The 24459-nt window shown below is 36.9% G+C and carries 27 protein-coding genes; 20 read left to right on the top strand and 7 right to left on the bottom strand.

Annotated elements, in window-relative coordinates:
- Positions 1-5 precede the first annotated feature (5 nt).
- The 3 genes from JIN86_RS15395 (at position 6) to JIN86_RS15385 (ending at position 3998) form a co-directional block, all read left to right on the top strand.
- Positions 6-1460: a sodium/proline symporter gene (locus tag JIN86_RS15395; RefSeq protein ID WP_004231554.1), complete on the top strand. Its 1455-nt coding sequence runs from the start codon at positions 6-8 to the stop codon at positions 1458-1460.
- Positions 1461-1636: 176 nt separating this feature from the next.
- Positions 1637-3085, top strand: coding sequence for a MocR-like pyridoxine biosynthesis transcription factor PdxR (gene pdxR / locus JIN86_RS15390; RefSeq protein ID WP_202342329.1), 1449 nt, complete (start codon positions 1637-1639; stop codon positions 3083-3085).
- Positions 3086-3089: 4 nt separating this feature from the next.
- Entirely contained in the window at positions 3090-3998 is a 909-nt protein-coding gene (locus JIN86_RS15385; RefSeq protein WP_202342328.1) for a D-alanine--D-alanine ligase, read from the top strand.
- 325 nt (positions 3999-4323) lie between these two features.
- Here the strand turns inward: JIN86_RS15385 and JIN86_RS15380 are convergent, their stop codons facing one another.
- Positions 4324-5163, bottom strand: coding sequence for a YitT family protein (locus tag JIN86_RS15380; RefSeq protein ID WP_004231561.1), 840 nt, complete (start codon positions 5161-5163; stop codon positions 4324-4326).
- A gap of 203 nt (positions 5164-5366) precedes the next feature.
- Here JIN86_RS15380 and JIN86_RS23975 point away from each other — a divergent pair, with 203 nt between their 5' ends.
- From JIN86_RS23975 to JIN86_RS15345, 7 genes are all read left to right on the top strand, one after another.
- On the top strand, positions 5367-5411 hold the full coding sequence (locus tag JIN86_RS23975) for an erythromycin resistance leader peptide (protein ID WP_115364072.1): 45 nt from the start codon (positions 5367-5369) through the stop codon (positions 5409-5411).
- Positions 5412-5687: 276 nt separating this feature from the next.
- A complete protein-coding gene (locus tag JIN86_RS15370; protein ID WP_004231562.1) occupies positions 5688-7136 on the top strand; it encodes an Msr family ABC-F type ribosomal protection protein in 1449 nt (482 codons plus the stop codon).
- Between the two features lie 124 nt (positions 7137-7260).
- Positions 7261-7704, top strand: a complete 444-nt coding sequence (locus JIN86_RS15365; RefSeq protein WP_004231563.1) for an SRPBCC family protein — start codon at positions 7261-7263, stop codon at positions 7702-7704.
- Positions 7705-7786: 82 nt separating this feature from the next.
- A complete protein-coding gene (locus tag JIN86_RS23615) occupies positions 7787-7906 on the top strand; it encodes a DUF4303 domain-containing protein (RefSeq protein ID WP_237497305.1) in 120 nt (39 codons plus the stop codon).
- A gap of 62 nt (positions 7907-7968) precedes the next feature.
- The gene (locus tag JIN86_RS15355) at positions 7969-9090 is read left to right on the top strand and encodes a serine hydrolase (protein ID WP_202342327.1); all 1122 of its coding nucleotides are present in this window, start codon (positions 7969-7971) and stop codon (positions 9088-9090) included.
- Positions 9091-9696: 606 nt separating this feature from the next.
- Positions 9697-10224: a cupin domain-containing protein gene (locus tag JIN86_RS15350; protein ID WP_202342326.1), complete on the top strand. Its 528-nt coding sequence runs from the start codon at positions 9697-9699 to the stop codon at positions 10222-10224.
- A 103-nt stretch (positions 10225-10327) separates the two neighbouring features.
- The gene (locus JIN86_RS15345; RefSeq protein WP_202342325.1) at positions 10328-10747 is read left to right on the top strand and encodes an Rrf2 family transcriptional regulator; all 420 of its coding nucleotides are present in this window, start codon (positions 10328-10330) and stop codon (positions 10745-10747) included.
- A gap of 40 nt (positions 10748-10787) precedes the next feature.
- On the opposite strand, the gene JIN86_RS15340 is transcribed toward JIN86_RS15345, so the two are convergent.
- Positions 10788-11192, bottom strand: coding sequence for a carboxymuconolactone decarboxylase family protein (locus JIN86_RS15340; protein WP_202342324.1), 405 nt, complete (start codon positions 11190-11192; stop codon positions 10788-10790).
- Positions 11193-11302: 110 nt separating this feature from the next.
- On the opposite strand from JIN86_RS15340, the gene JIN86_RS15335 reads away from it, so the two are divergent.
- The 5 genes from JIN86_RS15335 (at position 11303) to JIN86_RS15315 (ending at position 14374) form a co-directional block, all read left to right on the top strand.
- Positions 11303-11722, top strand: coding sequence for an Lrp/AsnC family transcriptional regulator (locus JIN86_RS15335; protein WP_004231573.1), 420 nt, complete (start codon positions 11303-11305; stop codon positions 11720-11722).
- Between the two features lie 15 nt (positions 11723-11737).
- Complete coding sequence (locus JIN86_RS15330; RefSeq protein ID WP_202342323.1) at positions 11738-12262, top strand: GNAT family N-acetyltransferase; 525 nt, start codon at positions 11738-11740, stop codon at positions 12260-12262.
- A 22-nt stretch (positions 12263-12284) separates the two neighbouring features.
- The gene (locus JIN86_RS15325; protein ID WP_202342322.1) at positions 12285-12629 is read left to right on the top strand and encodes a YunG family protein; all 345 of its coding nucleotides are present in this window, start codon (positions 12285-12287) and stop codon (positions 12627-12629) included.
- A 137-nt stretch (positions 12630-12766) separates the two neighbouring features.
- A complete protein-coding gene (locus JIN86_RS15320; RefSeq protein WP_004231581.1) occupies positions 12767-13360 on the top strand; it encodes an NADPH-dependent FMN reductase in 594 nt (197 codons plus the stop codon).
- Positions 13361-13435: 75 nt separating this feature from the next.
- Positions 13436-14374 carry a ring-cleaving dioxygenase gene (locus tag JIN86_RS15315; RefSeq protein ID WP_004231582.1) on the top strand — a complete coding sequence of 313 codons (939 nt, stop codon included), beginning with the start codon at positions 13436-13438 and terminating at the stop codon, positions 14372-14374.
- A gap of 218 nt (positions 14375-14592) precedes the next feature.
- Here JIN86_RS15315 and JIN86_RS15310 read toward each other — a convergent pair whose 3' ends face one another.
- A complete protein-coding gene (locus JIN86_RS15310; RefSeq protein ID WP_004231583.1) occupies positions 14593-15666 on the bottom strand; it encodes an LLM class flavin-dependent oxidoreductase in 1074 nt (357 codons plus the stop codon).
- 20 nt (positions 15667-15686) lie between these two features.
- Positions 15687-16892, bottom strand: coding sequence for an MFS transporter (locus JIN86_RS15305; RefSeq protein WP_202342321.1), 1206 nt, complete (start codon positions 16890-16892; stop codon positions 15687-15689).
- Between the two features lie 248 nt (positions 16893-17140).
- Here JIN86_RS15305 and JIN86_RS15300 point away from each other — a divergent pair, with 248 nt between their 5' ends.
- Positions 17141-17722, top strand: a complete 582-nt coding sequence (locus JIN86_RS15300; protein ID WP_004231585.1) for a TetR/AcrR family transcriptional regulator — start codon at positions 17141-17143, stop codon at positions 17720-17722.
- Between the two features lie 84 nt (positions 17723-17806).
- On the opposite strand, the gene JIN86_RS15295 is transcribed toward JIN86_RS15300, so the two are convergent.
- Positions 17807-18196, bottom strand: a complete 390-nt coding sequence (locus JIN86_RS15295; RefSeq protein WP_004231586.1) for a RidA family protein — start codon at positions 18194-18196, stop codon at positions 17807-17809.
- A 423-nt stretch (positions 18197-18619) separates the two neighbouring features.
- On the opposite strand from JIN86_RS15295, the gene JIN86_RS15290 reads away from it, so the two are divergent.
- The 3 genes from JIN86_RS15290 (at position 18620) to JIN86_RS15280 (ending at position 21530) form a co-directional block, all read left to right on the top strand.
- Entirely contained in the window at positions 18620-19672 is a 1053-nt protein-coding gene (locus JIN86_RS15290) for an AI-2E family transporter (RefSeq protein ID WP_009370575.1), read from the top strand.
- 64 nt (positions 19673-19736) lie between these two features.
- Positions 19737-20270 (top strand): GNAT family N-acetyltransferase, encoded by a 534-nt coding sequence (locus JIN86_RS15285; protein ID WP_004231614.1) that lies wholly within the window; start codon positions 19737-19739, stop codon positions 20268-20270.
- Between the two features lie 228 nt (positions 20271-20498).
- The gene (locus JIN86_RS15280) at positions 20499-21530 is read left to right on the top strand and encodes a S66 family peptidase (protein ID WP_004231615.1); all 1032 of its coding nucleotides are present in this window, start codon (positions 20499-20501) and stop codon (positions 21528-21530) included.
- 42 nt (positions 21531-21572) lie between these two features.
- On the opposite strand, the gene JIN86_RS15275 is transcribed toward JIN86_RS15280, so the two are convergent.
- Entirely contained in the window at positions 21573-22916 is a 1344-nt protein-coding gene (locus JIN86_RS15275) for an MATE family efflux transporter (RefSeq protein WP_004231617.1), read from the bottom strand.
- On the bottom strand, positions 22903-23370 hold the full coding sequence (locus tag JIN86_RS15270; protein WP_202342320.1) for a GNAT family N-acetyltransferase: 468 nt from the start codon (positions 23368-23370) through the stop codon (positions 22903-22905). The genes JIN86_RS15275 and JIN86_RS15270 overlap by 14 nt, the downstream gene beginning before the upstream one ends.
- 86 nt (positions 23371-23456) lie before the next feature.
- Between JIN86_RS15270 and JIN86_RS15265 the strand changes: the two genes are divergently transcribed.
- Positions 23457-24287 carry a MerR family transcriptional regulator gene (locus tag JIN86_RS15265; protein WP_004231620.1) on the top strand — a complete coding sequence of 277 codons (831 nt, stop codon included), beginning with the start codon at positions 23457-23459 and terminating at the stop codon, positions 24285-24287.
- The last annotated feature ends 172 nt before the right edge of the window (positions 24288-24459 follow it).

The following is a 24459-nucleotide window of genomic DNA, read 5'->3' as shown; positions in this document are numbered from 1 at the left end:
GGTATATGCATACAATTGTTTATGTTGAAATATTTGTCTATTTACTCGCTATGCTAGGAGTAGGGATTTACTTCAGTAAAAAAGATTTATCACATAATGATTACTTTCTAGGGGGAAATAAACTACCGGGCTGGGCGTTAGCCTTTTCAGAGCGTGCAACGGGTGAATCCGCCTATATGTTTTTAGGGGCAATTGGCTTTATTTATGTGGCTGGGCTATCTGGCATTTGGATTTTATCTGGCATGCTTTTAGGCGTTGTTGTGTCATGGCTATTTTTATCAAAGCGCTTTATGACAGAGCAACAAAAATATAAGGTGAATAGCCTAACAGATTATATTGCTGTTAAATTTCCAAAGCACGCAGATATAATTCGTTGGTTAGCTTCTGCAGTATTGGTGTTATTCTTTGTTTGCTATTTAGCAGCTCAATTTTCCGGGATGGGTAAAACGATTTATTCATTCTCAGGACTCAACATCACATGGGGAACAATTATTATTGGAACAATAATAATTGCCTATTCATGTATGGGAGGATTTATGTCTGTTGTTTGGACAGATACAATCCAAAGTTTTTTAATGCTTATCTCATTCGTTATTGTACCAATTGCAGCTTATATGGAAATTCAACATCAAGGTTTAAGCATTTCAACAGAGCTAGCTCAAATGGGCAATGGTGCGGATAGTTGGGTTGGAGGCTTAAATGGACTTGCCTTAGGGGCAATGTTATTTACAAATCTATCATGGTTCTTTGGCTGGCTTGGGGGGCAACCTCAATTGAGCTCTCGCTTTATGGCTATTACGACTGAAAAAGAGCGAATTACTGGCCGTAATATGGCGATTATTTGGACATTAATTGTCTATGTGGGTGCCTTTTTATCTGCCATTTTCGCGTCCACTTTGTATAAGCAAGGTTCTATTGAAGATCCTGAAATGATATTACCGCATATGATATTTGAAATTTTACCACCTTGGGTTGCAGGAATTATTGTGGCTGGTATTTTAGCAGCTATTATGTCAACGGCTTCGTCTCAATTGTTAGTCATCACAACATCGATAAGTGAGGACATCATTCATAAAACATTACGTTGGAATATTTCTAGCAAAAAATTAGTTCACCTTTCTCGTCTAGTAGCTGTTATTAGTGGGATTGTGGGTATTATGATTTCACTCAAATCAGGTTCTGTGATTTATAGCTTAGTATCCTTTGCATGGGCAGGGATTGGCAATACATTTTCGGTTGTGATCCTTTTAATCTTTTTCTGGAAACGTGTTTCAGGCATTGGGGTCATTGCTACAATTATTGTCGGTTTTATTAGTGCGATTGTATGGTCCCTGTCACCTATGGAGGCTGTTGTGTCAGCCAAGGCAGCGACATTCTTTATTTGCTTAATTGTTGGAGTTGTGGTGTCTTTAGTATGTCCTGATAAAAAGGAAAACGGTCTTAATAATATTTTAAAATAATAATAAAACTCCTCTTTTAGTGATATCTTTCTTAAAAGAGGAGTTTTCTTTTTATGCTTATGACCATGTTGAAATATGATAGAAAGAAGAGCAACCACTCTAACAGGAAATTACATAATGTGTGGACCTTTTTGGTTATCAGGGTTTATGCAAAAATGAAGCAAGGGGGTTAGGAAGTGTTTAGTGATTTTAAGCTTATGGATGAACGACCAGTTTATGTACAATTGAAGGATTATGTTCAAGACATGATTGTCAAGGGGCATCTGTTGGAACATCAAAAGCTTCCATCTACCCGTGAACTTAGTAAGTTATTAGCGGTCAGTAGAAACACGGTGCTGAACGCATATGCCGAATTAGAGCTAGATGGCATCATCTATGCAGTGAAAGGAAAAGGGCATTTTATCGGAAAGGTTACTACATTGAAAACTTCTTCTATTGAAATAGATTGGAAACAAAGACTGAATGAAACAACTTTATTAGCTGATGAAATTGATTTAATACGACAAGATATACACTGGAAAAAAGGCATGATTTCATTTACTAGTATAGCTCCAGAAGAAAAGCTTTTTGATGTGGAAAATTTCAAAAGGGCATTTCTCACAAGGATGTCCATTGAAGGAGATATTGTCTTGAACTATGGCTATGCCAAGGGGTATAAGCCCTTAATTGATCATCTTCTTAGCTATATGGAGATGAAAGGTGTGGACATTTCGAATAAGGATATTTTAATTACAAATGGTTTTACAGAAGGTCTAGATATTTTATTGTCCTCATTAGCTAAAAAATTAGGGCGTGTACTATGTGAAAATCCTACACATCATGCAGCATTGAAGCTTTTCCGTTTGCATGGGCTAGATGTCCATGGCATCGATATGCAAGATGACGGGATTGACATGGAACAGGTGGAAAAAACGTTAGCAGATCAGGATTTTGATTTTGCCTACCTTATCCCGTCCTATCATAATCCAACAGGAATTGTCACTTCCTCCGAGAAAAGGAGTACTATTTTTCAGCTTTTTTCCCAATATCAAATACCCATTGTAGAAGATGGTTTTAATGAGGAATTAAGGTATTCAAGCTCGCATTTGGCACCCCTAATCGCTTTTAGTGGAACAGGTAATAACATTGTCTATATTGGTAGCTTTTCTAAAATACTTTTCCCTGGCTTACGAGTTGGCTGGATTTTAGCAGATAGGGAGTTAATTGATAGCTTGGAAAGTATGAAAAGAGCTCGAACAATTCATACATCAACACTGGATCAGGCAGTGTTATATCAATATTTACAGGATGGTTACTTTGAAAAATATTTAAAGAAAGCAAGATTTGTTTACAAGAAAAAATATGAGCTTGCCCGTCAAGCCTGTATGCAATACCTTCCCTTTAGCAGGATAACAGGGGATGGGGGACTTCACCTTTTTATAGAACTAAAAGAGGATGTAGATGCACGTTTGTTGCTTGAGAAGTGCTATGACAAGGGCGTGGTATTTTATCCAGGCGATGTATTTTATACAAATGGGAGAGGTAGTAATACATTTCGTTTAGGTTTTTCTAGGTTAGCAGATGACGATATTGTTCGAGGTATTCAAATCATTGGTGATACATTGACAAACGTTATGAGGAGTTGAAAAAATGAAGGTTGGCGTAATTATGGGTGGTACTTCCTCTGAAAAGCAGGTTTCCATCATGACAGGTAAGGAAATGGTCGCTCAATTAGATAAGCAAAAATACGAAGTTGTGGCCATCACATTAGATGACAACAAAGAGGTAATTGACAAGGTGGGTGATATTGATGTGGCTTTGTTAGCACTTCACGGTAAGTTTGGGGAAGATGGTACGATTCAGGGGGTGCTAGAAACGTTAGGTATTCCTTATACAGGAAGCGGTCTTCTAGCAAGTAGTTTGTGCATGGATAAAAATATGGCTAAAAAAATTCTTCGATATGAAGGTGTCGCAACTCCAGATTGGGTGCATCTCATAAAGGGAGAGGAGTTGCCCTTACAGGATATAGAGCTTATGGGTTATCCACTTGTAGTTAAGCCAAATGCTGGAGGTTCTAGTGTGGGTGTCCAAATTGTCCATGATCGGAGTGCCTTATTGGCTGCGATTACAGAGGTATTTAAGTGGGATAACGAAATCATTATTGAGCAGTATTTGATGGGTGACGAAATTACATGTCCAATACTCAATGATCAGCTATTGCCAGTCCTGTCAATCAAACATACAGCAGTATTTTTTGACTATCAGGCAAAATATGATGATGCTTCTACAGTAGAGGAACCTGTGGAACTACCACTTGCAATTCATGACCGAGTGGCAAAGGCTGCGATGATTAGTTACAAGGTTTTAAGATGCACTGTCTATGCAAGAGTAGATATGTTAATTAAGGATGGCGTTCCTTATGTGTTAGAGGTTAATACATTGCCTGGCATGACGCAAAATAGCCTCCTACCAAAAAGTGCCCTTGCTGCGGGGATCAGCTATTCAGCACTATTAGACAGCATTATCGAAAGCTCTTTACAGATGGATAGAAATAGGTAAATAGAAAAACAAAACCGCCGATAGAATTTTTGTGAAAGGTGAAAATGGATATCCGTTGCAAGCTACTTCTAATGAGTCCTTAGATCGTTACTGTTAGGATGAAAGATAAGGAAAAGACACTTTTGCACATATGGTTGATTGGAATGGAGCCAGCGTCACTCCTACGGGATTAAGCGACTCATCGGACGCCGCCTGGAAAGGACGCTGGCGTAAGGAAAATCCCCCTCGCTTTGCCAAAAGATCTTTTTTCTGCTAGTGACATGAATCTTTTTTCAACAACATAAAACACCTTTTGTTGTTACCTACAAAAGGTGTTTTGACTGTTTTATGATTTTGCTAATTCAATAAAGCCTTCTCCGAAAACGTCCCTTACATCATGAATGGCAATAAAGGCGTCCTTGTCTACTTCTTTGACAATTTTTTTAAGCTTTACAACTTCTTGCTTACTAATAACAATATACAGGATTTCCTTTTGTTCCTTTGTATAATAACCATGACCTGATAGAACAGTTACCCCACGATTCATATAAGCAGTAACCTGTCCAGCAATGTCTTCAGGTTTTTTAGAGATAATGGTAACTGCCTTTTTAGGGTTAACCCCTTCAATAACAAACTCCATTACCTTTGTACCAACATACAGCATAACAATTGTTAGCATTAATGCCTCCGCACCAATGATAAAATAAGATGAAAAAGCAACAATTAAATCAAAGAATAAAAGTCCATAGCTAATACTCCATCCAAGATATTTGTTCGTGATTCTCGCTAAAATTGTAGAACCTGCTGTTGTACCACCAACTCTGATAATCAAGCCAATACCGACTCCTGCAAATACGCCACCAAAAATTGTATTGACGATAATCTCATCTGAAGAAATAGACCATGTTTCTGTTAAATGTAAAAATAAAGAGTGGAATGAGACCGCAATGATTGTATAAATTGTTGTTTGTCTATTTAAAAATTTATAACCAACGATAAGTAAAGCTGCATTCATAGCAAAGCTGACAATACTTGGCGACCATCCGAACAGATAATAAGCAATAATCGTTAAGCCTGTTACGCCACCTTCACCTAAATCATTTGGAATAACAAATAAGTTAACTGCTAGGGCAAAAAGCAGTGATCCAAGCATAATCATTAAAATATCGATAACGTATTTCTTCATTCACATAACACCACCAAATCAAATTTTATTTTTTCTTAAATTCCATACTATATCAGGTTTTCACCAAATGATATACTTTTTGGAATGTTCATTTGTGATATATCGACAGTAATTAGTGTGTCTTTAGAGAGAACTTTGGAAACTTGACATATTATAGCCAGAATTTATAATAGTCGTAACACCGCTAGGAGGGTTATTAAAAAATGACACATGCTATGAGACTACGTTTCCCAATATTGAACCAATAACTGAATAGGGCCAAACTCTGTTTTGTGACACCAGAGTAAATGGGATAGTCTGTCCTTTTTTAATCATCTTCATCATCATGAGAAAAAGAGACGCTTGTCTTACAATAAATCTCTTTTACTTTACATCACAGGCAAATTGTCTGTGTTTTTTTTATTGAGTGTAGGGAGGAAAGTGAAATGTATAGTCTATTATTCTTTTGATACGAGCTTTGATTAAAAGCTCGTATCGATACCATCGCTATCGATACGGAATGATCAATTTCGGGAGGTAGTAATATGGAAAAGGTTTGCTTTGAGTTAGAGAATGTAGTCGTTACTTATTTAGATAAAGAACTTTTAAATATTGAAAAATTAGCTGTGCATCAATTTGACCGGATAGGTATCGTTGGTAAAAATGGTGCAGGTAAAAGTACGTTGATGAAGTTACTTGCTGGCAAGCAACAACCGGTAAGTGGGAAATTGAAAAGACATGTTCATTTCGGATATTTTGAACAGATGGAGGCACCAACGTTAATAGAGGCAGATCCACAGTTATTAGGGAAATTAGCAGTACCTAAGTATTCTGAAGGATTAAGTGGTGGAGAGCAAACAAGATTAAAGCTAGCTCAATTATTTACTTCTTATGAGGAAGCTTTGCTTATTGATGAGCCGACAACACATTTGGATCAACTCGGAATCTCCTTTTTATTAGATGAATTACGTTATTATTATGGGGCACTCGTGCTCATCAGCCATGATCGTGCTGTACTAGATGAGCTGGTTACAACGATATGGGAGGTAGATGGTGGTAAGGTAACGATCTACTCAGGCAATTACAGCGATTATGTCATGCAAAAGCAATTAGAGCAAGATCAACAAAATCAAGCTCATGACCAATATTTGAAAGAAAAGAACCGACTTGAAAAAGCTGTAGATGAAAAAATGAAAAAAGCTGAAAAAATTGCTCAGGCAGGCAATATGTCTAAAAGAGAGGCTAACGCTAAACCTAATCGTATGTTTATGACAAAGTCCAAAGGCACAAGTCAAAAAGCCGTACAGCGTGCAGCAAAAGCTATCGAACATCGGATAGGGAAGCTTCAAAAAGTAGAAGCGGTGCAGGAAGAAAGAAAAATTGTTTTTCGGCAATCAAAAGCATTGGCATTGCATAATAAGTATCCCATTATGGCAGATCGATTCACTTTATATGCTCAAGATAAGGTGCTATTACACGAGGTCAGTTTCCAAATCCCGTTAAGTAAAAAAATTGCGCTTACGGGTAACAATGGCAGTGGTAAAAGTACATTACTAAAACATATAGCCAATAATGGTGAGGGAATAACTATTTCTCCAAAGGCTAAAATAGGTTATTTTCATCAGATGGGCTACCAGTTTGCTGATGAGGAAACAGTGCTACAATTTTTAAAGAATCGCTCTGAATATGATGAAAGTTTATTACGAAGCGTACTTCATTCCATGCAGTTTGCTGGCACTGATCTACAAAAGAAAATTACCACACTTAGTGGTGGTGAGGCCATACGTCTTCAGCTTTGTCAGCTGTTTTTAGGAAATTATAATATTCTGCTGTTGGATGAACCAACTAATTTCTTAGATATTCAAGCCCTTGAAGCCCTTGAACAATTTATAGCTGCTTATGAGGGAACAATAATCTTTGTCACACATGATAAAAATTTTATCGACAATGTAGCAGATATTCAGTTTACTGTTCATAATAAAAAGATATTTTAAGTGGAAAAGGTGTGATTCTCTTAGGAGAATCGCACCTTTTTTAGTGAATTTTTATTAGGAAGGAAGGTTAATGGAAAATTTCGGCGAAGGTGTAGATAGATAATATGAAAAAGGATGATGAACGATGATAAATACGGATGTGACGACGAAACTAAAAATCAGTCAACCAGCCCATAAAGTATTTGAAGCCATTATTTCCCCTACTGAAATCGGGCATTATTGGTTTTCTAGCAGTTCTGAAAGATGGGGAGAAGGTAAAAGAATTACGCTTAAATATGAGGAATATCGTGCAGAGGGTGTGATCACCGTGCTTGAAATGGAGGTGAATAGAAAAATTGTGTTTGTTTGGGGAGAAGAGCATGGTGAAGTGACGATGGTTACCATCACTTTTGAAGAATCACAAAGTGAAACAATTATTACTGTTGTAGAATCAGGGTTAAATGCACATGACCCAGAAATTGTGACAAAAATGATGGGCCAAAAAGAGGGGTGGGTCTATACATTAACATGCCTCAAAGGATATTTAGAAAATGGGGTTAGCAATTTAAGAGCTTCTCTAATTCATTAAAGAGAAGGTATGTCAACGATCGATAACATCGAGCAATTGGCAGCAAGAACTTACATTACGGCTAGCAGCAATGGAGTTAGCCATGAAAAAGCTTGATGAAGAAGGACTATTCGAGGTGAATCAAGCAAGGGATTCTGTATGCATACTTGTAGAAGTGATGCCACCAGAAGAAATTAACAGAAATAGCATTACGATTAAATAACCAGTCGTCTACAGCATTACAGCAATGGTTGTTAGAAGCAGCTGAGTGATGGAGGAATGATTATGAAAAAGTTATATTGGATGATTGGCGGTGTTTTGGTTTGTATAGGTTTTGTATGTAGCATTATTTTTTGGAAGTTTCAAAAAGAAATCAAGAAGAACGATCCTGAATATATCGTGCAATTTATCAAGGAACATAAAGAGGATAAAAATATTTCCGTAGCCATTCAATATAATCAACAACATTGGGTGGAGCTAAACACCAAGCAACAGCTACCGTTAGCAAGTACGGTTAAAATAATCGTAGCCATCGCCTATGCGCAACAAGCAGCTGATGGCCGTATTAATCCTAAAGAGCAAGTAAATCTAAAGGAGTTAGAGGCATTTTACATTCCTAAAACAGATGGTGGCGCACATAAAGCATGGTTGGCGCAGTTAAACCTTCAGGGTGCAGATAGTGTACCTTTAAGTGAAGTAGCAAATGGCATGATTGCCTATAGCTCCAATGCAAATACGGAATATTTAATGCATGTATTAGACTTTCAAATAATTAATGATGTGCTTACACAGTTAAATGTAGAGCATCATGAACCTTTGTATCCAATTGTAAGTGCACTTTATATTCCCATTCACTTGATGGAGGAAAAAAATTTAACGAAAAAAGCAACGTTAACTACATTGCGAAAAATGGATATGGTTGAATATCGTGAACGTGCATTGGCTATTCATGCAAATTGGATAGAACATCCTTTAACAATTGAGGAGAAAACAAAAGCTCAAAAAATGCTCAATATGGATTTTCAAAAGATATGGTCTGATCGTTTAATAAGGGCCACAACAAATGATTACATCTCTATTTTAGAAAAATTAAATGGTAAAAATTTCTTAAGTCCAGAAGTACATAAATATTTAGATCCCGTGTTGGAGCAATTGATGCAGAATCCTAGAAATCAAGCATGGTTAAAACATGCTGGTCAAAAGGGAGGATCGACTGCATTTGTGTTAACATTAGCAGCCTACGCGGAAGATAAAGATGGAAATCAAACAGAGATAGCCTTTTTCGCTAACAACTTAAATACAATGGAGCAGATTAAGCTCTCCAATAGTATGAATAGTTTTCAATTGAAATTTCTTACAGATGATAAATTTCGTAAACATTTGAAAGAGGAATTTTCCGAGTTGTGAGTTGCCCATAGATAAGGCAACTCATACTATTGGCTACGCTCATCAATCAGTTTTTCAAGAAATTCTGAGAATGAAGAGGCATATTCATAGATCATGTCATTCATTAAGTCATAGCACATAACTGGAAATTCGCCGTGTTCATCTTTAGACGATCGATCAAAGAAGTACAATTCGTCAGAGTCTGGAACAAATAAATCCAATCTATTCGGATACTGTTTACACCAATCCTCATCAGCCAAGTTCAGGCGATGTATATAGAGAATATCATGATCATTGATGTCTCTGTAAGCTGGTTGACCGATTGAGAAAATAGTTCCATCATTCAGCTGTCCATTGCGATAATTTTTTTAACCTACAGCAATAGGATTGTGGTAAATCGAATCCTAACTCTGCTTCTACTTCTACAATCCATTCATGTTTAACAACGTGTCCAGAAAACCATTTAATCGCAGGATTACCTGCAAGTTATTTTGTTAATCTAGTATTCATGGTACCTACCTCCAGTCTATATATAAATATTACTCAATTAAGTCACACTACATGTGAGTACCTTCTTTCATTCAATTGCATACTATAGCGTTATCATGCATGAGAGGATTGAGATAAATGTACCACCCTTATTACGGTAATTATCAATCGTATCATTACGGTTATCAACCTGTTTATTGGGCCTATCCAAATCAGGCAGAACGAGCGCCAAGAAGTAATGTCCAGAATGATTTTGGACCAACACCATTTGTTATCGACATTGAAGAGGCTACAAAGCGCAATAAAAATTATCGTACAGCATTGTGGACAGGATCAAACTTACAAGTAACGGTGATGAGTCTTAATGTCGGAGAAGATATTGGTTTAGAAATACACCCACATGTGGACCAATTCATTTGTATTGAGGAGGGGCATGGATTAACTCAAATGGGGCCAACTAGAGATTATTTAAACTATCAGAGACATGTCGCAGAAGATACGGCTATTATGGTACCAGCAGGAACCTGGCATAATGTTACGAATACAGGGGATAAACCCCTAAAGCTTTACACGATTTATGCGCCGCCAAATCATCCATTTGGGACTGTACATGTAACAAAGGCTGATGCGCTTGCTGGAGAAGCGGGTTATGGACAGCATGACTAGGGATCATAAAAGCGTGTTTTCATACAAAACATGCTTTTTTCTTCAAATATGATAGAATGTGTTTTAATTGCAGATAATAAAGATCCTTAATGAAGGGTGATGAATGATGAAGTATTCAAAAGCAACAAATTATGCTTTACATACAATGGTGTTTTTAACACGCAATCCTAAAGGAAAATCAATGAGTGTAGAATCTGTAGCAGAAATGCAAAAATTATCTCCAACCTATCTTTCCAAAATATTAACTAAGCTTGTAAAGGCAGGTTTAATTGAGTCGAACTCAGGTGTCAACGGTGGTTATCGCATTTCTAAGCGCCCCCAAGAAATATCGTTTTTAGATGTGATATATGCAATTGAAGGACAAACCTCATTATTTAGTTGTTCCTCTGAACACAACGATTCCTTCCATCATCAAGGCTGTCTCATTGAACAAGTGATGGTGGATGCTGAAAATAATATGAAAGAAGAGCTTAGTAAGAAATTTATTATAGATATAGCTCATAAAATGGAATTAAAAGGATAGCATCCTGAATAGGAGCTAGGGTTTCTCCCCTAGCTCCTTATTATTTTAATTGCATGAGTGCGCCAAAATATTGCTGTGCTGTCGTGAAGCAAATAAATGCTAGTAGCTCACTAATCTCCGCTTCTGTTAAATATTCTTTTAATACAGCCGTGACATTGGGGGCGGTGTGCCCCTTAGCAGACAAGAATGCTTCTGCAAAACCCGTACATACTGCTGTTTTCTCATCATAGTGCTGAGGATTGGGCTTCCCTTTAGCCTGACAATACTGACATCCGTTTTTTTGAGCTAATGTTTTTCGCACCTCTTCTTTTAAAGGAGCAGATAGATGTCCCTCTTCTTCTAGTACATCTCCTAACTGCCGCCAGTGAAGCTGAATTCCCTCGTTGTAGCCTAATAATTGTTGAAAGGGTGTTAAGCCCTTGTCATGCAATTGAATAAGTGTCATCAATCATTCCTCCTTCTATTAAATAGTGTAGAATCTTAATAACGAAGTTAACATATCAATTCGAAGGAAAATATGATTGTTTTCTTTTAAAAAGAAGGGATATCTACACAATGGATTTCATGAATGAAATAATACTAAAAGAATTAAAGGCAGATAGTCGAATTTCTATGAGCGAGCTAGGAAGAAGGGTTCATTTATCTGCACCAGCAGTTCGCGAAAGAATAAGACAATTAGAGGAACAGAAGATCATTAAGAGATATACATTGGATATTAATAAAAAAGCCTTGGGTTATCCAATTGAAGCGATTGTTGAGGCGACAATCAAAAATAACCGCTATGCAGATTTTAAAGAATATCTGAAGGTTTATACAAATATAGACTTCTGTTATCGCATTTCAGGTGAATCATGTTTTTTATTAAAGGGGCATTTTCAATCTTTTCCTGAAGTAGAGCAGTTTATTGATGCATTACAGCCATATGCGCATACAAAAACTAACTTTATTTTTTCAGATATATGTGAGGACATATAAAGGAAGGAGATAGTTATGGAAATCAAATTATTTAAAGAAGAAATTAATGATTTAGTTCATTTATTAACGCAAAATAAATGGTTGTATCACACCAATCCATACATAAAAGAAGAGGCTGTTCGCACCGCATATGCAGAGGGGTACTATCAGAACAATCGTGAAACACATTGGATACTTGAAGATGGAGAAAAAGTTGGTGTTATCTTTATTCATGATATAGATGATACGATCCCTCTTTTTGATCTGCGCTTAGATGCAAATGTTCGAGGCAAAGGATACGGTGTCAAAGCACTTCATTGGCTACAAGAATACCTGTTTGGCGAAAGAGGGAAGATTCGCATTGAAGGCTATACAAGAGTTGATAATATCGGAATGCGAAAATGCTTTAGTAAAGCTGGCTTTGTGAAGGAAGGGTATTTAAGAAATGCTTGGGAAAATGGGGATGGTACCGTGACAGATAGTATTGTCTATGGTGCCATTAAAGATGATTGGGTAGTAGGGAAGTCGACACCAATAAGAATGGATGAAGTTCCATTTTAAAGTGTTTGAAAGGAGTTTTTGCATGGAAAAAGACGTATTAAATGCCTTAAGAAAATCATGGTCCATACAATCAAGTTCTAAATGGAGTGTGGACAACCCTGCAAAAGGACAATGTGGCGTCACTTCATTAGTTGTGCAGGATATTCTTGGCGGAGAAATTAGAAAAACATTTCTTGAGGAAGGCTGGCACTTTTATAATATCATTAATGGAGAAAGAAAGGATTTCTCGGAGGAACAATTTCCGTCCCTGATCGACTACCAAGATATTGATTCAAATAGAGTAGAGGCTTTTCAAGATACTAATGATAGTCAATATCGTTATTTAAAATCACAAGTTTATAAGCTTTTAGGAAAGGTAGAGAATTAATTATCTCTGCCTTTTTAATTTTCAAAACAAAGTTGTTGACGTTTATAAAAATATCGTGTTATCATTATCTCGAATTCAAGATAAATAAATTCAAGATAAATGAATTCGAACCTTTAGCTTCGTCAGGAGGTACAATTATGGGGTTTTTTAATAAATTATTTCGTACAAAAAAAGAGGAGGAACAAACAATGGCAGAATTAAATATCGGTATTATTATTGGATCAACTCGTGAGGGACGTGTAAGCCCTCAAGTAGCACAGTGGGTAAAGGAAATTGCAGATCAACGCGGAGATGCCAATTATACAGTGATTGATATTGCTGACTATAAATTACCATTATTGGGTGAGCCAGGACAGGATGCTTCAGGAGCACAAGGTTGGTCAGAAATTATTGCTAAACAAGATGGCTTTGTATTCATCGTACAAGAATACAATCACTCTATTACAGGTGCATTAAAAAATGCACTAGACTACTTACGTGTTGAATGGAATAACAAAGCAGCTGGGATCGTGTCTTATGGTTCTGTAGGCGGTGCTCGTGCAGCAGAACATTTACGTGGGATTATGGGTGAGCTTTTAATCGCAGATGTGCGTGTTCATCCAGCACTATCATTATTCACAGATTTTGAAAATGGCACAGAATTCAAACCAAAAGAAGTACAAATAGATTCAGTAAACCAAATGTTAGATCAATTGATCCCATGGTCTAAAGCGTTATATACAATTCGCTAAGCTTTTACAGATTGAGATAGGTTTAAAAAGGGCACAGTATAGGGGAGAAAAATAGTCATGAAAGGGCTTGTTAACATGAAGAAACATACAGCAGGTATACACCATATCACAGCGATCGTAGGACATCCGCAAGAGAATATTGATTTTTATGCAGGAGTATTAGGCTTACGTTTAGTAAAACAAACAGTAAACTTTGATGATCCGGGCACATATCATTTATACTTCGGTGACAAGGGTGGGAAACCAGGAACAATCATTACCTTCTTCCCTTGGGCTAATGCTTATCAAGGACGTATTGGTGATGGCCAGGTTGGCGTTACAACGTATGTTGTACCAGAAGGGGCACTGCCATTTTGGGTTAATCGCTTAGCGAAATTTTCAATTCCTTTCCAAAAAGCTGAACGTTTTGGTGAGCAAGTCATTCAATTCGATGATCCACATGGATTGCATATTGAGCTCGTGGCACGTGCGGAAGGCGGGCTCAACGAATGGTCTTTTGGTGAAGTAACACCTGAGGTTGCTATCAAAGGATTTGGTGGAGCTACACTATTCTCAAGTCACCCTGAAGAAACTGCAAAAGTTTTAACAGAAGTAATGGGTCTTGAAAAGGTAGCGACGGAAGGTGACTATACGCGTTATACTTCTAGTGCAGAAATCGGCAATACAGTGGATTTAAAAACAGTTGCAGGTCAACGTGGCCAAATGGGTGTAGGAACTGTGCATCATATTGCGTGGAGAGCTCAAGATAATAAAGATCATTTAGAATGGCAAGAGTATGTGATGAATCATGGACAACATGTAACAGAAGTAAAAGATCGTAATTATTTTAATGCGATTTATTTCCGTGAACCTGGCGAAATTTTATTTGAAATCGCTACAGATCCTCCTGGATTTGCTCATGACGAGACAAAAGAGACAATGGGTCGTCAATTAATGTTGCCACCTCAGTACGAGCAGCACCGTGAACAATTGGAAAGAACATTAATTCCCATTAATGTACGTGAACTGGATTAAAGGGAGAAAGTCGCTTGATTTCGATTAATCCTTAAAGTAATTCAGAGCGAGAAACTTGTAGAGCAGATAAATGAAACAGCTGCTCTTTGCCTGTTACAGATAGCGAACTTGTACGAATAGAATTTAATCAAGCGAAAATGTTGAGTTAATAACATTTTCGCTTTTTTTATTATCAATACCATAATACAAATTTACTTCGCTTTTACACACAAAAGACTTTAAAAAAGCGGATGTGCTTCTTGTTCCATTTCTGCCTCCCATTTAGCCACTTCTTCACGTACACGAGGAGCAACCTCTTTACCTAGTAGTTCGATAGCTTGCATGACTTGATCATGTGGCATGGTACTTAAAGGCACGTACAGCATAAATCGTGTAATTCCTACGTGCTTGCGTAGGTGAATAATTTTTTTAGCAACAGTATCTGGATCACCGACATAGAGTGCTCCTTCAAAACTTCGTGCAGCATTATAACTGGAACGGTCATAATAGGGCCAGCCTCTTTCCTTGCCTAATTTATTCATACCAGCCATTGTTGATGGGAAAAAGGTGTCTGCTGCCCATTCCGTACTCGGTCCAACAAAACCTATTGAATGAGCACCTACCTGAAGTTTTGATAAATTATGACCTGCATGAAGTGCTGCCTTTTTATATAGCTGAACAATCGGAGCAAATTGTATTGGGCTGCCACCAATAATTGCTAACATTAGGGGTAAACCTAAAAGCCCAGCCCGAACAGCAGATTGTTGATTTCCTCCACTAGCTACCCAGATTGGAAGAGATTTTTGAACTGGTCTAGGATACACACCTAAATGATTGATTGCTGGTCGATGTCTTCCTTCCCAAATTACTTTCTCAGAATGACGAATGCTAAGTAGTAGGTCTAAATGTTCCTCAAATAGTTCATCATAGTCATGTAAATCGTAGCCAAATAAGGGGAAGGATTCGATAAAAGAACCACGACCTGCCATGATCTCTGCACGTCCATTTGATAGTCCATCCAATGTGGCAAAATCCTGAAAGACACGCACAGGATCTGCTGAAGAAAGAACAGTTACAGCACTTGTGAGTCGAATGCTTTTCGTTTGAGAAGCAGCAGCAGATAGCACCATTGCTGGAGAAGATGCAGCATAGTCTTCTCGATGATGCTCGCCAATGCCAAAAACATCCAAACCTACTTGATCTGCAAGAATGATTTCTTCTACTACTTCACGTAAACGCTGTGCATGACTAATTACTTCACCACTCTGAACATCTGGTTTTGTTTCTACAAAAGAAGTAATTCCTATTTCCATTTGTTATCTCTCCTATCAAACTAATAATTTGTAAATCGTTTTGTCATTGCCCAAAAAAGAAGGGCGATTGTACTGATAGAAGCTCCAAGGAAGGATACACCTTCCCAGCCGAAGAGTGCATACGTCTGTGTAGAAGCGATTGAACCGCCTGCGCTTCCGATAGAATAGAACACCATATAGCCAGCTGTAAGACGGCTACGTGCTTCTGTACGTAATGGGAGAATCATCGCCTGGTTTGTGACATGAACTGCCTGTACAGCCAAATCAAGCAACACGATACCTACAACTAATGCCCATAACGATTGTTCTAAATAGTTAATAAACAACCAGGAAAGGAGTAAAAGCATTAAGGCAATACCTGTTGTTTTTTGACCATATCCCCGATCTGCTAACTTTCCTGCATGTGCAGCAGCTAAAGCACCAGCCACTCCAACAAGACCAAATGCTCCAATGACACTGTGTGAAAGAGATAATGGTGTCGCACTAAGTGGCAGAACAAGGGGCGTCCACAAAATACTGAAATCAGCAAAAATTAGCATGGCTATAACTGAGCGGATGCGTAATGTTCGTTCTTGAATAAACAGGGTAAACACGGATTGAATTAGCTGCCAATAGGATAGTGATTTTACTTCTCGTTCTCCTTTTGGTAACACTTTTAGAAACAGACCAACCATTAACAGCAAGAGGGCGGCAGAGACAAGATAGACAGAACGCCAGCCCGCTAGATCTGTTAATAGACCAGCAAAGGTACGAGCCAGCAGTATACCTATGACGATGCCACTTGTGACAATGCCAACGACACGACCACGCTCTGTAGAAGAAGCCATAGTTGCTGCGAATGCCACCATCGACTGTGTTACAACGGCAAGTAGACCAACTAAGGCGATACCCGCAAATAGCACTGCAACATAGGTTGCAGTACCCACTATGAGCAAAGCCACTATGGATAATAGCATTTGTCCTATAATCAAGCGTCCTTGATTTAGTAAATCGCCAAGTGGTACTAGAAGAAGTAAGCCTAGCCCATAGAAAATTTGTGTGATAGTAATAATCAAACCAATAATTGATTGATCAATAGCAAAATCATTCGATAATTCATCTAGCAGCGGCTGAGCAAAATAAATATTGGCAACAGACATTCCGCAGGCTGTAGCGAATAATATTGTTACAGTTCGGGATATAGATGATGATTGATTTATATGAATCGCATCATTTGCATTGGCCACACTATAACCTCCCTTTTTAATTGAATTGTGATTATAATATACCGTTCGGTACAAAATAATTATTGGTAAATATATCTTAACTACATTTGACTTGTCAATGTTTAATTGAGATATATTTTCTTCTTAATTCGGTTGATGAAATGAAATTGACAATAAAAAAAGCAAGATATAAAATAATTACATACTGTTTAGTATCGTAAAATATAATGATTAACTTACTATTTCTTTCTAATGGGGGTGTATCTATAATGGCAAGAACGCGTGAATTTGATGAGGCAAAAGTGTTAGAGGCCGCAATGCAATTATTTTGGGAGAAAGGATATGAAGCGACTTCTTTAAGTGATCTTACGGCTAGAATGGGGATTCAGCGTCCTAGTATTTATTCAACGTTTGGGGATAAAAAGGAGCTATTTGAAGCGGCACTTCGTAGATATACGACATCTCGCGCATCCGAAATACGGACAAAACTTCAAAGTTATGCCTCTGTAAAACAGGCGTTTTCTATATTTTTTGAAGATGTGATTACTGCAGAATATACAAAAGATCTTAGTAATGGCTGCTTTTGTATCAATACAATGGTTGAATTAGCTCCACATGATGAGAAGTTCGAGATTTTGACGAGAGAGCATCAACTCTATCTATCAGTAATTTTTCAGGAGACAATTGAACGGGGAATTCAATCAGGAGAATTAGAGGCGAACACGGATGCAAAGTCTTTAGCGCAAGCATTAATTGTTGCGTTAATAGGGTTAACAGTTATGCTGAAATCGCAGCCACAACGCTCGTTTGTTGATAACGCTATTGCAACAACGCTAACATTACTTAAATAATAAGGCAATGCCCCTTTAGCAGTGCTAAAGGGGCATTGAAAAAATAAAAATGCACACATTTAGTTTATAAAACATAGGATGAATTTATAATTCCTTACAAGCCCATGCGTCAATCTCAACCTTTAAAGCTGGTGTAGCGAGTGCAACGACATACATTAATGTTGTACATGGAAGATGTTCCCCCAAGAAGTCACTGATAATTTCCTTTCGTTGAATAGCATCCATATCTCCCACTAAATAAAAGACGAGCTTTGTAATATCTTGAACTTCCATATCGGCACTATCTAGATTTCTTTTAATATTTTCAAGTGCTATCTTCAATTGAGCTATTGCATCTTCAGGTATAGATCCATCAGTTATCATGCCGATTTGTCCAGATAGTGTTAACCACCTCTGAGGCCCCGTCACCTCAATTTGATGAACATAAGGAGCAACAGGTGGATGAATGTTCTGAGGGTTTCTCGCAATTTTCATAGAATCAGTCCTTGTCTCTGTTTAATTTATATCTCTAATCAAAATAGCATAAAGTAATAGTTGTTAAAAGTTCTATACAAATACCATTATAAAAGAACATACAAATTGGATATGCTGGTTTAAAGGGTTATAATAGATTTATAGAATTTTGGCTAATACGCTGGTAAAGCTTTCACAAAGGATAAGAGTTTCGACTTTTTAATTTGACAAGACATACAATTCACTTCAAACCCGCCTTAGGTTTTATACAGACACTTCTAAAAGAAACATACATTTCGTCTTATTTTGAAGGTAGATGGCTATACTCATTAAATGAGAGGGAAATTTTTACATAAGAATGATGCGTATTGTTATAAATCAATTTTATAGTGTAGCCCCTAGGTAGCAGAGGCAGCGAGGCCGTTTTGTAGAAGGAGTGAATAAATGAATAATTTCTTTCGGAGTAATGGATTTAAGCGTTTTATTATTCTAGTTGGGATTGCTCTTGCATTATATTTAATGCGTAGTATGATCAATCTAATTTTACTTACGTTTATTATTACTTATTTGATGAACCAGCTTACTACCAAGACCACGAAAAGCATAAGAAAATATGCGCCGATGAATGAAAAAGCTGTGACGGTAACATTATATCTTTTACTTGTTGCGGGTATTGTAGCTGTTATTTACAAATATTTACCGATTGTGACCCAGCAGATCACACAGCTTTTCGACCTCATTGCAAGTTTTAATCTCGACCCAGATGACAATGAGATTGCGAGATACTTAGCACCGACTTTTGAGAAAATAGAGCTCGGGAAATATTTAGAGCAAGGTGTGGATTTAACTCTTAAAAATATTACGAATATTGGTAAAATCATTATGCAAATATTGATTTCTCTAATTTTGAGTTTATTCATCTTGTTAGAAAAGAATCGTATTATTGAGTTTACAGCTAAGTTTAAGGATAGTAAAATTGGGCCGCTTTACGATGAGCTTCATTATTTCTCAAGAATATTTATCCGCTCATTTGGTAAAGTAATTGAAGCACAATTTATTATTGCTGCTGTTAACTGTGTGTTATCCGTCATTGCCCTTTCTATTATGGGCTTCCCACATTTGATTGCACTTGGGATTATGCTCTTTATTTTAGGCTTAGTTCCAGTCGCAGGCGTTATCATCTCATTAATACCATTAAGTATTATCGCATATAGCATCGGTGGCTTGATGTACATCGTCTATATTTTAGTTATTGTCATGGTTTTACATGCCATTGAAGCTTACTTCTTAAATCCAAAGCTTATGTCTGCCAAAACAGATTTACCGATTTTCTATACGTTTATGGTCATTCTCTTTTCTGAGCATTTCCTTGGTGTATGGGGACTAATCATAGGTATTCCACTATTTATGTTCCTGCTTGATATTCTAGGTGTAAACTCCTCGGAAGACCCTGCGAAGAAATCGGTGAAGGTACACACTGAAAAACAAATGGAATAGTTCTAACAAAGGAATCATCTATATACATGATGATTCCTTATTTAATGCACAAGAGGTGTTTATATTGATAAAAGGTCAACAGGTCTATTTAAGAGAAATACGTGAAGATGATTGTGATAGTATTATAAGATGCTTTCAAAATGAAGAAATCATGTATATGACAGGAACACGGAACATCTTAACAAAGGAACAAATCAAAGAGGCAATCAAACGCTTTAAAGCAGATTCTTCTCGCTATGATTTTGCTATTTGTTTAGTCGATAATGATCAGGTAATTGGCGATTTGGCAATTATGGAAGTTGATTTAGATAATAAGAAGGCAGTGTTCCGTATAGCTATACATAATATAGAGAATTGTGGAAGTGGTATGGGGTCAGAAGCAGTTAGACTTGCTCAAAGATTTACATTTGAGGAGCTAAATCTGAATCGCTTAGAATTACAGGTATATTCACACAATAGTAGAGCAATTAAATCCTATGAAAAGGTCGGCTTTAAAAAAGAAGGTGTTTTGAGACAGGCCTTGTTTATGAATAATACATTTTCAGATGAAATCATTATGAGTCTGTTGCGTAATGAGTATATGAAAATTCAAAAGTAGAAATTTAACCAGCGCAGATTTTTGTGTTGGTTTTTTTTCTGAACACAAGTATAATTGGTAAAAATTTCTGTTTATGTGTGAAGGACAGAAATAGTGTTGAAACATACATAGCCGTATTTTTAGTTAAAATGTATTCTAAATCTGATGTACGAAACTAATTAAGAGACCCAAAATCGTCTTGTTGTTGTAAAACAATTATTTTTTGAAGGCATAAAGGAGAGATGGTAAATGAAAATACAATATCCTACTTTAAAAACACCTCTTACGATTGGTGTGACAGCACCCTCTAGTGGCGTCGAACAGCATCTTCATCTATTAATAAGAGAAGCTGAAAAACAATTAATACAAAGAGGAATGAAAGTTATTATTGGAAATACTACCTGGACGCAGCTTAAAGGTAGAAGTACAACAAAAGAAAAGCGAGTCTCTGAACTTATGGACTATTTATTAGATGAGCGTATAGATGTCGTCATGCCACCGTGGGGAGGCAGTTTTTTAATGGAGTTATTACCTTTAATCGATTGGGACGAATTAAAAAAAGCGGGACCCAAATGGATATTAGGGTATTCAGATATTAGTACTTTATCTTTTGTATACACAACCATGACGGGGTACGCATCCGCACATGGGTTGAATTTTACTGAATTATCTGCACCTCAATGGGATGAACTTTCTTCTAAATGGATAGACGTAATTACATGTAAGACTGGCCATACAATAACTCAAAGCTCTTCTCACTATTTTCAATCGAGCTGGGAGCAAGTTTATAGAAATCCTGCTACAGGATTTTATTTTGACAGTGAAACCGAATGGAAAATTCTAAACCAAGAGGGTAGTAATCGTATGACAGGTAGGTTGATAGGTGGCTGTTTAAATACATTGCAAATTCTTCTAGGTACGCCCTTCGATTACGTTCAATCCTTTATTAAGGAATATTGCTTTGAGGAAGGAACAATATGGTATTTAGAAAGTGTTGGTATGGATGCGGCACAAATCTACCGAGCTTTGTGGCAATTAAAGTTCAATGGTTGGTTCAATAAATGTAATGGTGTTCTAATCGGGCGAGCAGGACTATATGAAAATCTAGGGGACTTTACATTGGAGGATGCATTAGGGGATATTTTTGACGATATGGGAATACCAGTTTTCTATGAAGTAGATATTGGACATGTCCCCCCTCAATTAATTCTAGTGAATGGAGCAGTTGGGGAAGTAATAGTAGAGGAAGGAAGAGGTACGCTAAAAATGCAATTTAGTTAGGCAAACATATTCAAAGGGGACCTTGATGAGGTCCCCTTTTATTTAAGCATGTTCAGGAGATGAAAGGGTTCTTGGATTTTTCCTAATGAACAAGTAAATAAGCAAGGCTGTAATTCCCTCTGCTACTGGGAAGGTCCACCAAATAGCCTGCGAGCCAAGTATCTTGGGTAGTATGATGAGAGTAGGAATAAATAAGATAATACTACGTAGTAACATAATTGTTGTGGCAATACGAATTTTTTCAATGGATTGAAAGAATTCTGCGAACACCATGTTGATTCCTAAAAATACATAGCCAATGGCGAAATGCACAAAGCCCTGTGCTGCCATACTGCGAATTTCAAATGAGCTATCTCCGAATAACGCCATTAATTGAGAAGGGAAAAGAAGAGCTATAATAGCTGTTATTAATCCTAAAATAAATGCGGTAGCTAAACCGATTTTTAATAACGCTGTTAATCTTTCTAATAATCTTGCCCCGTGGTGATAGCTAACTAACGGTTGTAGAGCCATACCGATCCCAAGGAAAATAGTTAGCAAGACAGTATGAATATAATTGACCATTGCATAGGCAGTAACGCCATTCGCACCCAAATAATGTAAAAATGTCACGTTATACAAAATAACGATAACTGCAACGGAAGCTTCAACAATAAAGCTAGGTAAACCTATAGCAAAAATTTTTTTCAAATCTGATAGATTTAAAAATGAAGTGACAAATTTTAAATCAGATTGAGGATGGAAAAAATGGAGACATAGCACAGACGTACCTATAATTGTAGCTATTGCTGTCGCTAAGGCACAGCCAGTTACACCATAATCTAGTACGAAGATGAAAACATAATTTAAGAGTATATTCAAAGCCGATGTTGTAATTAAGCCCAGCATAGCCAATTTTGGATTGCCATCATTTCGAATAAAAATGCTTAGTAAATTTTCAATTGTGTAAAATATCCCAAAGAGCAAAATTACATGTAAATACTCCTGCACATATGGATACGTATCATCGCTCGCTCCGAATATATAAGAAATATCCTTTAGATTTAACGCGAGAAATCCAATAATTGTGATGACAACCACTAGCATTGTAGAAAACGCCAATGTAAATAGTTGATGGGCACGTTGCTTATTGCCCTCTCCTAGAGAAATCGAGAAAAGAGTAGCTCCTCCCATGCCAATCCATAGAGAAATAGAGAGCAAAATAGAGAAAATAGGAACAGCTATATTCACTCCAGCTAACGCTGTAGGTCCCACACCATGACTAACGAAAATGCCATCTACCAATATATTGACGGACATTAAAAGCATCCCGATCATTGCAGGGAATAAGTATGAAAAAAATAATGGTTTCAGTGGCTTTGTTTCAATTGGATTAATGGTTGTCATAACCATGCACCTCCAAAACCATTACTTTTTCCCCTTTATCATCTAGCTCACCATTAAATATAAAACCGAATTGTTTATATAGCTGGATAGCTACAGCGTTATTGTCATATACACTTAAATATATCTGAGGACAGTTGAACTTTACTGTTAAATATTGAATAAGTTGCTGTAAAAAATGTTTTCCCAAACCTTGTCCTTGGTATTGTTCTGCAATTAGATAGCGATCAAGCCATACTCGTTGACTATAATCATCATGAGGGAATAGGCCGTACATAGCGAAGCCTATAGCGGTGTTATCTTTATACAGACCTAAAGGCGTAAAGCGTCCATCCATTTTCGCCTCTGCTAAGCATTGGTCTGTAGATTCAATAAAATGTTGCTGATTGTCAGCGATACGTAATGCTAAAATTTCTTTCTTGTTAAAAACTGTAATGTCACGAATCTCCGTGAACATAATGTCAAAACCTTTCTATTTTTATTTTGAATAGGTACAATCTAAAGTATATAGTAACTATATAGTCAAGGGAGGAAACTCAAAAAGTGCTTAATAAAAATGTAAAGTATTTTACAACTGGTGAATTTGCTAAATTATGTAAGGTCAATAAACAGACACTTATTTATTATGATCAAATTGGTTTATTATCTCCCATCATGAAGGATAGTAAGGATTATAGGTATTATTCACTTGCTCAATATGATTTTTTCGGTGTTATTGAATTATTAAAGGCAGTGGGTATGTCCTTAAAGGATATTCAACACTATATGGCAGAGAAATCACCTGAAAATTTTTTAGAATTGATGCACCAACAAAAAGAGCATGTTGCGAAGAAACGTAGAGAACTAGAAATGATTGAAAATATTATTGATGTCAAAATCAAAATGACAGAGGAAGCACTGCATCTAAATTTTAAGGACATCACGATTGAGTATTTTCCTGAAGATACATTATATTTGAGTAAAAATATTGAGAATTCTACAGAAGAGCAGTTTGTGAAGGCTGTATCTGACTTTATTGAGGAATTGGATCGCTCTCAATTAGATACAGGGTATCCCATTGGAGGGATAACAAGAAGAGAGCAAGTGTTAGCTGGGAATTACGATAACTATAGTTATTTGTATATTGAGCAGCCTCATCCAAGAGAAGGGCATCCTTATTTTAAGGCGATAGAGGGTGAATTTTTGATTGGTTATCATGTAGGCGCCTCCTCAAAACTTGGTGAGACATACACACGGTTATTTAATGTCATGTATGAAAAGGGTTATGAGCTAGGTCAGTATGTATACGAGGAATACATTTATGATGCCGTAATGAAAAATCGAGAAGAAGAGTATGTAACCAAAATTATGATGGAAGTAAAGAAAGTAAAATAATTCATTAAGACGTAATAGAAAAGAATGAATATAGCTGAGTCATTTATCATATACGAACGTTTAGATGGCAGTAAAATAATAGCATTTTGTCATTCTATTTAAAGTTAGCCTAATCAGTAAATGATTTCCTGACGATAAATAAGAAGTATGACATCACATGAGCCTTATATGG

The organism is Lysinibacillus sp. HST-98 (assembly GCF_016757845.1).
GTDB classification, from domain to species: domain Bacteria; phylum Bacillota; class Bacilli; order Bacillales_A; family Planococcaceae; genus Lysinibacillus; species Lysinibacillus capsici.
Note: the sequence above shows the minus strand (reverse complement) of the source record. Positions and strands in the feature narration are given on the sequence as shown.